The organism is Alteromonas sp. KUL49, from assembly GCF_006538345.1.
Taxonomy (GTDB): domain Bacteria; phylum Pseudomonadota; class Gammaproteobacteria; order Enterobacterales; family Alteromonadaceae; genus Alteromonas.
Map to the genome: position 1 here is coordinate 1 of NZ_BJKL01000011.1, position 12,641 is coordinate 12,641.

The following is a 12,641-nucleotide window of genomic DNA, read 5'->3' on the forward strand; positions in this document are numbered from 1 at the left end:
TCATTGAGTTTTGTAGAACGTCCATGACTTGATCACCACTTTTTGAATCAAGGTTGCCCGTAGGTTCGTCCACCAACAAAATAGCGGGATTACCCACCAAAGCACGAGCAATAGCAATGCGTTGTTGCTGACCGCCTGATAGTTGATTTGGTTTGTGACTTGTACGATGGCTCATGCCGACAAGTTCTAGACAATGACTGACGCGGTCTCGAATTTCTTGATCGCTAGGCACTTTAGTATTGTAGCGTAGAGGAAGGGCAACATTGTCAAACACACTTAATTCGTCAATCAAGTTAAATGACTGAAAGATAAAACCGATTTTGCTATTCCTGATTTCTGCGGCTTGATCGAGAGATAAAGCGCTCACGTCTAGCCCTTCTATTTCATATTCACCAGTGGTTGGCATATCTAGCAAACCCAGCAAAGATAGCAGCGTAGATTTACCACACCCTGAAGGGCCAGAAATCGACACATAGTCACCAGACTTTATAGTGATATCTACGTTTTTAAGTGCATGGGTCTCCAACTCATCAGTTTCAAAAACTTTAGAGATCCCTTTCATTTGAATTTTTATATCGCTCATGGCTTTTCCTTACTTATTTTGTCGTTAGTTAATAACAAGCGTGTCGCTTGCTTCAGACATGTTGGATAAATCTGAAATGACGAACTGTTGTCCAGCGCTGGCGCCAGACAAAATTTGAATAAATTGGCCAGTCTGCACACCAAATTGCAGAGTATGCCTAGTCGCTTGATTGCTATTTTCTTCTAGTAGATAGAGCGTGGCAGAGGTGTTTGATTGCGAGCCTGCTGGGCGCTTGATATAGGTAATGTTTTCTAGCGTATCTGCGATTATGGTGCCATCGACGCTAAGTTGTGGTCTGGCACTTGCTGGCAGTTCTCCGTGCAAGGCTATCTCTACTTCAACCGTGTTGTTTTCTACAATGGGGTCAATTCGTCTGACTTCTCCGTGAATTTCGTCTCGACGAGTATCAATAATTGCTGGAACGCCTATGCGAACAAGTTGGGCCTGATTCTGTGGGATCCTTATCAGCGCAATTAATTCAGACACACTACCTATAAGTGCAATCTCTTGTCCCGCACTTAGGCTTTGACCTAGTTCGACCGACAGACGCTGAAGTACACCGTCGATACCAGCTCTTACCGTGAGTTTGTCCAATCTGCTTTGTGCAATATCCACCAGACCTTGTTGTTGATTAACACGTTCTTGTTGAATATTGACCGACTCCTCGTGCACGAGTGCAAGGTGGCTAATACGCTGCTTCAAAATTTCTATACGTTGCTTTAGCTGCTTTTCTTCTAGCACTGACTGCTGATAGGAAAGTTGAGAAACGATACCTTGCTCTACGAGCTTTTCTTCCGCTGCTTTGTTCAATGCCGCATTTTCATAAAGCGCATTGAGTTCGGCGAGGTTGGCTGTCTCGTTGAGTCTCTCACGTTGATTATTAAGACGAAGTTGTCGCAGATTTGCTTGTGCTTGATTTAGGTCTTGTTCTGCACTTTGTAGCGCTTGTTCAAGTTCAGGGTTCTCTAAACGCAAAATAACGCTGTCTTTATCAACCTGAGCGCCAGGTTTTAAGACGATCTCCTTCACTGTGGCTGCTGAGTAGCTAGTAATGAGCTGTTGTCGTTCAGAACTTAATGTGCCGTAGCCTTCAATCGTCTGTGCCAAATTCCCTTGAAGTACTTCTTCAATCAATAGGTTTTGACGTGCAACTGAAAAAGAGTCATTTGATGCAAACGTCCAACCGAGTAAAACAACCATAGCGATGCCTATTAGCATACCCGCCGACTTCATCGAAAATTGGGGCAATAGCGTCTTCTTTTGGTTTTTACTACGTCCATAGTTTCTCCATGTGGTACGAGACCGTAAAAAATCACTGTATACAGACAGGAGTAATCAAGACTTATGCCAATGAGATAATTTGTTTTTAAACAATAGCTTATATTTTACAGGTGCCTATGGGGAGCGTAAAAGTCCGGAATCGGACTGCAATGAGTCCGGTTTCGGAACCGGTAGTCTCAGTTAATACAACTTCAAGGAATGGCTGGAAGAGTGACTGTTATACAGGTGCCTGAGTGAGGAGATTTTCGGTTAGCGATGGATATCGAGCCATTATGTTGCTCGATAATGTTACGACAAAACGTCAGGCCTATACCTTGCCCCTGTGGTTTTGTCGTGTAGAGGGGAACAAACAAGTTGTCAGGGTTACTAATTCCGTGACCATCATCGAGTATATCAATAGCAACAGTGCCTTTTTGAGCCTTAAAATTCACTTCAACCTGAGTTGCGTTGGCTTCAAAGGCATTCTTAATCAGGTTAATAAAAACCTGTTCAATAAAAGTGGGGTCCGCAGTGATAGAGGAAACATCAGTGTTGAAGCGAATGACGTTTCGCGGGAACAAGGTTGTTAACTTGTGCGTGATAGTGTCGATAGGTATTACTTGTATGTCGAGTTGGAGTTTTTGCGACAATGACGAATAGCGGGCGACAAAATCTTGTAAGTGTCGACAGCGCTCTGAAATTACCTCCAATGCCTGTTTATCTCGGGCTACATTACACTTATTCGATAGGCTTTCTGCCAGTGACGAGACTGGAGTAAGAGAATTGCGAATTTCGTGCCCAAGTACCCGTATGATTTGTTGCCACGCATTAAGCTGACTCGCCCTTAAGGCGGAATCTATATTGGTAAATACAAGCAGTAAATGACGCTCGCCTGCGTCGATGAATTCACTCTGATTGATCTGCCAATTTTGGTCAGATTTATTAATCTTCCATTGTCCGTTTTGCTTTTCCAACCCCAGTAGTCGCGGTGAAGCCAGCCTGTACACTTGCCATGGATCATCGTACAAAAGGCTAAATGCGCTGTTGGCGTAGGTGAGCAACTGTCTCTGGTTAAATACCAACATTGGCGTATCTAACTGATCGATTAATTGATACAGCAAAAGGGCGTGTTGGTCGTATTGCGACTTATGTAATTGCAGTTGTTTGCTCAGCGAAGCAAGTTCGTTGTGTAGTAGGGCAGTAACACCAGTATCAAAATCCGATTTTGAAAATTGGTTATAGTCTTCCATCTTTACTGCTTCAATATGAAGCAAGGCTCGGTCAAATGAGGCAACAATTTTGTTTCTGAAGTGCCATGAAAAAGCAGACAAAAATAGAGTAATAATCACTAAGCATATAGCAATGTTCCAGCTCTCCCAATCGAGTTGCGCCAACAATAGATAACACAGCGTTAGCAGTGCTAATGAAAACACACCCATGATAGAGACAATGTATGATCCAATGCTCTTACTATTAAAGATCGCCATACTTTTCTAATCGTCGGTATAAAGATGACTTTCCAAGGCCCAGAAGCTTGGCTGCTTTGGGTATATTTTGCTCGGTAGCGTCGAGCGCTTGTCTTATAAGCCGCTTCTCTGCTTCTTCTATTGTGATTTGCGGTAATTTTTTGGTATCCCCGAGATTCGTTGAAGCAAGCGATTCAGACGGTGTTAGGGGTAAATCACTACCTTTAATTTGCGTCCCAACACAGAGCAGTACTGCTCGTTCCATCAAATGACTTAACTCGCGGATATTTCCCGGCCAGTGGTATTGGTTAAGGGGAGAGTGGGCACACTCTGAAAGAGATATGTTCGGTTTACCGTATTTTTGACTTAAGCGATCGATGAAGTGTTCAGCGAGGGGCACGATATCTTCTTTGCGCTCAGTGAGCGGCGGGATACGAAACTCAATAGTATTTATTCGGTAATATAGATCTTCTCGAAACTGGTCGTTTTCGATCAGTGTTTTTAGATCAGCGTTAGTCGCACAGATAAATCTTACTTGGGCATGCTGTGTTTGGCTCGAGCCCAACACTTCATATTCGCCAGTTTCAAGAACACGAAGCAGCTTTGCTTGCTGGGAAAGGGGAACATTGGCTATTTCGTCTAAAAAAACGTGTCCCACCCCGAGCCATTTCAAATCTTCCTACACGACTTTTTTTCGCGTCGGTGAAAGCTCCTTTTGTATGACCAAACATCTCGCTTTCAAACAGGTTCTCAGAAATTGCGCCCATATTTACTGATATTAAAGGTGCTTCAGCATTTGAGCCTTGTTGATGAATGATGTTGGCGAACTCGCTCTTACCCGTACCATTGTCGCCGGTGAGTAGAATGGCGACGTCGGTAGGAGCAACACTTCTTACCTGTTCAAACAGGGTCAGCATGCACTTAGAGCGCCATTGATACAACGACTGAGTATTCTTTGATGTATCGAGTTGTTGTTTGAGATTACGATTTTGCTTTTTAAGTCCGGTGAGTGTGAGCTGTTGTGAAATTACCTGCAACAGACGTTGGTTTTTCCAGGGCTTTTCAATGAAGTCACCCGCACCAAGTTGCATTGCTTTTACGGCAATATCCACATTGGCCCACGCAGTCATGGCAATAATTGGAATATCGATGTCGTTGTCGCTGAGCCAACGTAAGAATGCCAACCCTTCTTCACCCGATGTGGTGTCGAGGGAATAATTCATATCGAGAAGAATAACGTCGATATTGTGTTTCTTTAAAAGTACCTTGGCTAGCTCTGGGCTTTCAGCCTCAACAACTGAGTAATTATTATCTTCGAGTAAGTAGGTTGCACCAATTCGTACATCAGGCCTATCTTCAATGATCAATACAGTCTTTTGCATTGGGAGTTAGAATCGTCTCTTAGCGCTAAAGAGAACATAGTAAAAGGGAAAAGTATTAATTAAAAGACGTAGTTTTTTACGCTCGAAGTCTACTGTTGCGGTACATCCCTTACTTTGGTTGTTTTCCAATGTAAATTGCCACCGATAAGGTGCATATACACTTTTAAGTGAAACTAGCTAGTGCTTTATACTTGCTCTTGTATTACCAATATTTCCAATTCTATCTTACCAAACAATAATGATTTAACGATTGTTTAACATTGCGCCGATTAACTTAGCTGACGGTTAACACTAGTCTATTGCTTTTTGTAATCTTGTAAGCTTTTGTTTTTTATGCTTATTATTTATTTTCATTCTTTTGGGTGAAAATTGTACGACAGGTTGGTTGCCCGTTAAGGTAGATTGTTTGATAGGTTATTCGTTATTATTGGTTGACAAATTGGCAACATAATAATACTGTTTGGGCAGGCTTTTTGGTTCGTAGTGTTATCACTTAGAGAAGCCTTGAACGAGTATTAAGCGCTATGCTTAGGCGAAGTTTTTGTATTGACAGCAGTATATTTAGATGTGATGTAAATAAAAGTAGTGGTCTTACCAAAATTGATAGCTTTACTTTTATTTGTATACAGAGACTACCGTGCCCTAAGGGTATCGCATATTTATCACAACGCTTTTTTGGCTAATTTTACCTTTGGTCAGCCATCAGCGAAAAGCTGTAATTAGTTACGGCAAATGCGCAATGAAAAATTAGGAGTTATTCATGTCTAAACCTGTAATCGGTTTTATCGGTCTTGGTCTAATGGGCGGTAACATGGTTGAGAATCTTCAGAAGAGAGATTTTGACGTCATTGTTATGGACCTTAATAAAGATGCCGTTGCAGCATGTGTAGAGCGTGGTGCAAAAGCAGCTTCTTCTGCAAAAGAGCTAGCTGCTGGCGCAGACATCGTCATGCTATGTCTTACCACCTCAGCAATTGTTGAAAAAGTTGTTTATGGTGATGAAGGTATCATGGCAGGAATTAAAGAAGGATCGGTGCTTATCGACTTCGGTACTTCTATTCCAGCGTCTACCCGCAAAATTGGCGCTGACCTAGCTGCAAAAGGCGTTGGTATGATCGACGCTCCGCTTGGGCGTACTCCTGCTCACGCGAAAGATGGACTACTCAATATCATGGCCTCCGGCGACATTGAAACCTTTAACAAGGTTAAGCCAGTGCTTGAAGAGCAGGGCGAAAATGTATTCCACCTTGGCGCACTAGGTGCAGGTCACACGACTAAGCTCATCAATAACTTCATGGGTATGACGACTGTCTGTGCAATGTCTCAAGCGTTTGCCGTTGCTAAGCTTGCAGGTGTTGATGGTCAACAACTATTCGACATCATGTCTACAGGGCCGTCTAACTCTCCGTTCATGCACTTCTGTAAGAACTACGCGGTAGATAATGTGAGTGATTTGGGCTTCTCTATCGCTAACGCGAACAAAGACCTTGGTTACTTCCTACAAATGGTAAGTGATTTGGGAACAGAGTCTAAGATCGCCGAAGGTTCTTCTGCGAACTTACAAGCAGCTTTTGATGCTGGTTTAGGTAACGGAAACGTTCCAGAAATCTTTGATTACTTTGTAAAGCTAGAAAAGTAATTACAGCCCCGTTAGATGACAGGCGTGGTATGCGCTAGGGCCAAATAACCTAGCGCATCACCCAGTATCTGCACTAACACAAGATTTCAATAACGAGAGTTAGCCCAAAGGTAAAACTCAGTGCTAGGGCGTCTCTGGTGTGGCATTCAAAAGAGTTTACTATGCGTTTACTTGGTGTATACCTAACGAAATTAAGCTTGGTATTTTTCGGGTTCCAAGCGTTTGAATTGCATGCAAAAGATTATTTTGTTGAAAGTAAGCAGGCGTTCTACGACATAGCTTCAAGCCTCAAAGCCGGTGATAATGTCGTTTTAAAAAACGGTACGTGGAGTAATTTTGAAATACTCCTTTCTGGCAAAGGAACGGAAGACAATCCAATCACCCTTACTGCAGAAACAAAGGGAAAAGTAATACTCTCAGGGGAATCCAACCTTAGACTCGCCGGTGAATATCTTTTTGTTTCAGGTTTAGTCTTCAAAGAAGGATACACACCTAGTAGCGCAGTTATTGAGTTTCGAAAAAATAAGCATGAACTCGCCAGTCACTCTCGTGTAAGCGAAGTTGTCATAGACAATTACAACAACCCTGACAGGCAAGAATCAGACTACTGGGTTGCCCTGTACGGCAAACACAACCGATTTGACCATAGTCACCTTGTTGGAAAGCGCAATAAAGGTGTTACCGTAGCCGTTCGACTCAACGACGAGCGCAGTCAAGAAAATCATCACAGACTCGACCACAACTATTTTGGCTACAGGCCTACTTTTGGCTCTAATGGCGGCGAAACACTGCGCATTGGTACCAGTCATTACTCTCTTACCGATTCGTTTACCGTTGTAGAAAATAACTATTTTGAAATGACCAATGGTGAAGTAGAGATTATCTCTATCAAATCAGGTAAAAACGAGCTGAGAGGTAATGTTTTTCTTGAAGCTCAAGGCACCTTGACCATGCGTCACGGCAATGGAAATATTATTGAAAATAATGTGTTCCTCGGCAACGGTGTTGCTCACACCGGTGGTATTCGGGTAATCAACAAAGACCAAGTGATCAGAAATAACTATTTAGAAGGGCTCACTGGTTTTAGATTCGGCAGCGGTTTCACGGTAATGAATGGTGTACCCAATTCGCCCATCAACCGTTATCACCAAGTCGAAAATGCAACGATTGAAAACAACACTTTTGCAAACGTAGAGCATATCCAGCTCGCTGCGGGTAGTGATGCAGAGCGCAGTGCAGTACCTATTAGTAGCGTGATGCGCAATAACGTATTCTTCAATGAAACCGGAAAACAACCTTTCACAGCATTCGATGATGTGAGTGGAATCAAATTTAGCGACAACGTTTCTAATATCTCAGTGTTAGAAGACGTGTCATACGGCGTAACACAAACCCAGTTATCTGCCGAACGTCAAAGCAATGGTTTGTTAGCTTTCTCTGGTACTGGGGGGAGAGGCGCGGGTGCACTTGAGGTCATTGCAAAAGCTGATACTGGTGTAACATGGTATCCTAAAACGCCCGCAATTATCCCATTTGAGTCTGGTAACACGCTACTTGTAGAAAATTCTCCAGAAGCCTTTATGGCGGCCGTCAACAAGGCTCAACACGGCGACATCCTAGTGTTAGAAGACGGTCAGTATGACTTGTCTAAGCTCGTCAAAATACACAAGGTATTATCCATAAAGGCGCAAAACCCAGGCATGGCCCGTATTACCTACGAGCGCACTGCTTTGTTCGAAATCCATGATGGTGGTGCACTCAAGCTGGACGGTCTAGTACTATCGGGTGAAGCGAGTCCAGATGCCCATGGTAACAGTGTGGTACGCACACAAAAATTTGGCATGATTGAGAACTATCGCTTTGTCATGACCAACACCAGTGTTGTGGACCTTGACATCAACCATTCGTTTCATTTCTTTATGACAGGTAAAGGTGCTTTTGCTGATGAAATTCGTCTTGAAAACAACACCTTCTCTGATGTAACTGGTGACATTGTTCGTCTCGATTCAGAGATTGAAGACCTCGGAATATACAACGCCGAATACTTGTATTTACTCAATAACAGCTTCAGTAACGTACAAGGCGCCGTCGCCAAGCTATATCGCGGTGGTACAGACGAGAGCACATTTGGCCCACACCTTATGATGACGGGCAATTCACTTAATAATGTGGGACTAGGCCGCAGAAATAAATCAGAATCCAGCGTTTATCTGCACGGTGTTCAGGTGACTGAAATAGATAACAACACGGTGGTGAATTCGGCTCCGGTGTCGGTTGAGCACACGGTTGGCGAGCCTAAAACTGTTGTTAGCAATAATGTATTCAATGGTTCCGGTGCGCCTCAAATTACTGAGTTGCGTGTTGAAGGTCCACATACCGCGGTGTTGGAAAACAACACTGTGATGCAGTAGTGAGGTAAAAGCTGAGTGTTTTTCTCTAGTCTAAAATCAAAATTCATCTCGGTGACACTGGTTGCTGCAGTAACCTTGGGATGTGCTTTGCCCGTACGAGCAACTCATCCGAATCTTGTCATCACTCAATCAGACGTTGAGTTGATGCGTGAAGCAGTCGGCACCGAAGGGCGGTTTGCACAAGCGTACCAAACGCTCAAAAATACGGTTGATCAACAAATTGCATTACCTATTACCGTTCCCGTTCCAAAAGATGGTGGCGGTGGTTATACCCACGAGCGACATAAGAAAAATTACCAGCTTATGTTTAATGCTGGAATGGTGTATCAGCTCAGTCAAGATGACAAATACGCTGATTTTGTCAAAGACATGTTGTTGGTTTACGCTGATTTATATCCAACATTACCCTTACACCCTGAACGAAGAGTTAACTCGCAAAATCCTGGTAAGTTCTTTTGGCAAAGCTTAAATGAGGCGGTTTGGTTGGTCTATACCATCCAAGCATACGACCTTGTAATTAATGCATTGTCAGAAGAAGAACAAAACGTCATCGAAACCCAGCTACTTAAACCTGTAGCAACGTTTTTATCTTCAGGCCAACCTTCTACCTTTAACAAAGTTCACAACCACGGTACGTGGGCAACTGCCGGTGTGGGGATGGCAGGTTACGTTCTCGACGAACCTGAGTGGGTAGAGATAGCGTTGTATGATCTGGAAAAGTCAGGTAAGGGTGGGTTTATTCGTCAGTTGGACGAACTTTTCTCCCCTCAGGGCTACTACAATGAAGGTCCTTATTACCAGCGCTATGCACTCTTTCCGTTTGTTACTTTTGCTAAGGCAATTGAAAACAACGAGCCAGAGCGTGGGATTTTCGAACACCGTGATGGGGTATTGTTGAAGGCCATAGATACCACGATTCAATTGAGTTATAACGGGCTTTTCTTTCCTATTAACGATGCTATTAAAACTAAGGGAATTGACACCATTGAGTTGGTCCATGGTGTAACCATTGCTTATGGTCTAACCAAGGATACTGGTTTCCTGGATATCGCAGAACAACAAAATCAAATCATTTTGTCTGGTGATGGACTACGAGTTGCGAACGCACTAGATGCAGGAAAAGCAACGCCTTATACCTTCGATTCAGTGGCGTTCGGCGATGGAAAAGACGGTGATGAGGGGGCACTGGTGGTGATGCGTAGTCAGGTTGCCGGAGACCAAGCAGTGTTATTCAAACCAGCAGCTCAAGGTTTGGGACATGGACATTTCGACAAACTGACGTGGCAGTTCTACGACAATGGCAGCGAAATCATTTCTGATTATGGCGCGGCGCGATTCCTCAATGTTGAGGCAAAATACGGCGGTCGTTACTTGCCTGAAAACAATACTTATGCAAAACAAACGGTGTCACACAATACTGTCGTTGTTGATGAAACAAGCCACTTTGATGCAAGAGTAAGTGTTGGTAACGCTAATGCGCCTACACTCAACTTTTTTGAAAGCAGCGGGCACGGTGTAGTGTCTAGCGGTGAAATCAGCACGGCATACGAGGGAGTAACCTTAGAGCGTACTCTTGCTCTAGTTAACCTTCCTGAAATGGAACGCACGATTACACTTGATTTGTTTGAGGTGACAAGTGATGACGAACATCAATACGACCTGCCATTGCATTATCAAGGTCATCTCATCGATTCCAATTTCCAACTCTCAGCGAATACCGACCAACTTCCTGCGCTAGGTGAGGACAACGGTTATCAACATTTGTGGTTGCGTGCGACAGGAACACCTGAATCAGGTTTGGCACGTGTTACTTGGCTCAGTGATAACGGTCGATTTTACAGTCAAACCAGCTTAGTTGATGGTGATGAGTCCTTTTTGTTTACTCAAATCGGTGCCAATGACCCTAATTTTAATTTACGTAATGAAAATGGATTCGTAAGACGAGTTTCTGGCAAGAAAACTCATCGGTTTGTTTCGCTGTTGGAACCTCACGGTGAGTATAACCCAAGCAAAGAATACACACTTGAAGCCACAAGCAGTCTCGAGTCTTTATCTGTTACCGATCAGGGTTCCGTTACCGTTGTGCACGTTACCTTAGCATCAAACGAATATTTAGTTGCGATTAATCATGCCTCTGAAGTATCAGAGCAAACGCAAATCAGTTTCCAAAATAAAACCTATTTGTTAAACGGCCATCTTGGCGTTTTTCAACTCAACAACCACTAGGGGTGAATAAAATGCAAAAGCAAAGTGACGCTTTTTTATTTGGTAATGAAACAGAAATTGAAGATCTTGGTGGTGGCCTCAAACGTCAAATGCTCGGCTACAATGAAGAACTTATGGCTGTTAAGGTTTTCTTTGATGTAGGCGCCCAAGGTTATACCCATAGTCATCGCCACTCTCAAGTGACCTACGTTGTTGAAGGTGAGTTTCACTTCACCGTTGGCGAAGAAACAAAGATCATGAAGCCAGGCGATAGCTGCTTGATTCCTCCTTTTGTTGACCACGGCGCAATCTGCCCGACGGGTGGGATCCTAATTGATACTTTCAGCCCTCCACGTGAAGATTTCCTAGAGGAATAATTATGAAACTAAATGGATTGCGTTGGTGGGTTATCGCGTTGATCGCGTTGGCTACCATCATCAACTATATTGACCGCCAGGCGCTAAGTGTGTTGTGGCCCGATATTGTGGAAGACTTATTCCCCGATGAATCAGCGCTAGAGCGAAAGCAAATCTACGCTAACATCTCTATAGTATTCGTGTTTGCATATGCATTTGGTCAAGCGATTTTTGGTAAAATCTTCGACTGGGTAGGCACTCGCATCGGTTTTGTTCTGTCTATCGGCGTGTGGTCACTAGCAACTGTAGCCCACGCATTTGCACAAGGACTACTTACGTTCAGTATTTTCCGCGCTATCCTCGGTATAGCCGAAGCTGGTAACTGGCCTGGCGCTACCAAAGGTAATGCTGAATGGTTTCCAATCAAGGAACGCGCACTGGCACAAGGTATTTTTAACTCTGGCGCGGCCATTGGTGGCATTGTTGCTATTCCTCTGATTGCCTTCATGACAGTTTATTTTAGCTGGAAGATGGTATTCGTTGTTGTGGGTGCAGTAGGGCTATTATGGCTTATCCCTTGGCTCATTTTGGTGAAAGCGCCACCGGGTTCACACCCTTGGATCACTGAAGAAGAAAAAGAATATATTCTTACTGGACAACGCAGTGAGTCAGAAAGTGCTGCTGATACAACGGAAGAGGAATATTGCCCTTCTACTGGTGAACTTTTATCAAGAAAGCAAAGCTGGGGTGTCATTATTGCCTCTGCTGCAATCGATCCAATTTGGTGGTTGTTCGTTTTCTGGATCCCTATCTATCTCAACGAAGTGTATGCGATGGATGTTAAGTCTATTGGTATCTACGGTTGGGTTCCTTATGTTGGTGCTATGTTTGGTGCCTGGTTTGGTGGGTTACTTGCCCAAAATAGACTTAAAGCAGGATGGTCAACAGACAAGACGCGTAAGTTTATAATCACGCTTGGTTGTTTAATTATGTTGCCAGCGCTACTTGCTATGGCAAATCCTGGAGCACCAGTAGTTGCAGTGCTGATTATGGCGGTTATCTTGTTTGGTTTCCAAACTGCGATTGGTAATGTTCAAACCCTTCCTAGCGATTTACTAGGTAAAAAAGCGGTCGGCACATTGGCTGGTTTTTCAGGGATGGCGGCGAAACTAGGTGCTGTAGGCCTTACGTCCCTAGTACCAATCCTTACTGCTGATGGAAATTACACGCCTGCGTTTGTTATTGGTGCGTCGTTAGCAATTATCGCGATGGCTGCTGTGTGGTTCCTTATTCCTAAAGTAGAACCGCTTAAAAAGATCGAGTAATCAACAAAAAGCGG

At 43.7% G+C, this 12,641-nt stretch carries 10 protein-coding genes; 5 read left to right on the top strand and 5 right to left on the bottom strand.

Annotation, left to right across the window (positions count from 1 at the left end; genetic code table 11):
- The 5 genes from EYS00_RS16865 to EYS00_RS21230 form a co-directional block, all read right to left on the bottom strand.
- Positions 1 to 583, bottom strand: a 583-nt coding sequence (locus EYS00_RS16865) for an ABC transporter ATP-binding protein (RefSeq protein ID WP_130638712.1), incomplete at its 3' end; no start/stop codon positions are given.
- Positions 584 to 607: 24 nt separating this feature from the next.
- The gene (locus EYS00_RS16870; protein WP_242618805.1) at positions 608 to 1,831 is read right to left on the bottom strand and encodes an efflux RND transporter periplasmic adaptor subunit; all 1,224 of its coding nucleotides are present in this window, start codon (positions 1,829 to 1,831) and stop codon (positions 608 to 610) included.
- Between the two features lie 224 nt (positions 1,832 to 2,055).
- The gene (locus tag EYS00_RS16875) at positions 2,056 to 3,330 is read right to left on the bottom strand and encodes a PAS domain-containing sensor histidine kinase (RefSeq protein ID WP_130638714.1); all 1,275 of its coding nucleotides are present in this window, start codon (positions 3,328 to 3,330) and stop codon (positions 2,056 to 2,058) included.
- On the bottom strand, positions 3,317 to 3,967 hold the full coding sequence (locus EYS00_RS21225; protein ID WP_307723755.1) for a sigma 54-interacting transcriptional regulator: 651 nt from the start codon (positions 3,965 to 3,967) through the stop codon (positions 3,317 to 3,319). The genes EYS00_RS16875 and EYS00_RS21225 overlap by 14 nt, the downstream gene beginning before the upstream one ends.
- On the bottom strand, positions 3,894 to 4,691 hold the full coding sequence (locus EYS00_RS21230; protein WP_307723757.1) for a sigma-54 dependent transcriptional regulator: 798 nt from the start codon (positions 4,689 to 4,691) through the stop codon (positions 3,894 to 3,896). The genes EYS00_RS21225 and EYS00_RS21230 overlap by 74 nt, the downstream gene beginning before the upstream one ends.
- A 760-nt stretch (positions 4,692 to 5,451) precedes the next feature.
- Between EYS00_RS21230 and EYS00_RS16885 the strand changes: the two genes are divergently transcribed.
- The 5 genes from EYS00_RS16885 to EYS00_RS16905 all read left to right on the top strand — a co-directional run bounded on the left by EYS00_RS16885 (position 5,452) and on the right by EYS00_RS16905 (position 12,627).
- Positions 5,452 to 6,330, top strand: a complete 879-nt coding sequence (locus EYS00_RS16885) for an NAD(P)-dependent oxidoreductase (protein ID WP_130638716.1) — start codon at positions 5,452 to 5,454, stop codon at positions 6,328 to 6,330.
- Between the two features lie 161 nt (positions 6,331 to 6,491).
- On the top strand, positions 6,492 to 8,741 hold the full coding sequence (locus EYS00_RS16890; protein WP_130638718.1) for a polysaccharide lyase 6 family protein: 2,250 nt from the start codon (positions 6,492 to 6,494) through the stop codon (positions 8,739 to 8,741).
- Between the two features lie 51 nt (positions 8,742 to 8,792).
- Positions 8,793 to 10,967 (top strand): heparinase II/III family protein, encoded by a 2,175-nt coding sequence (locus EYS00_RS16895; RefSeq protein ID WP_242618816.1) that lies wholly within the window; start codon positions 8,793 to 8,795, stop codon positions 10,965 to 10,967.
- Between the two features lie 11 nt (positions 10,968 to 10,978).
- Positions 10,979 to 11,323 carry a cupin domain-containing protein gene (locus EYS00_RS16900; RefSeq protein ID WP_130638720.1) on the top strand — a complete coding sequence of 115 codons (345 nt, stop codon included), beginning with the start codon at positions 10,979 to 10,981 and terminating at the stop codon, positions 11,321 to 11,323.
- A gap of 2 nt (positions 11,324 to 11,325) precedes the next feature.
- Entirely contained in the window at positions 11,326 to 12,627 is a 1,302-nt protein-coding gene (locus tag EYS00_RS16905; RefSeq protein WP_130638722.1) for an MFS transporter, read from the top strand.
- Positions 12,628 to 12,641 lie beyond the last annotated feature (14 nt).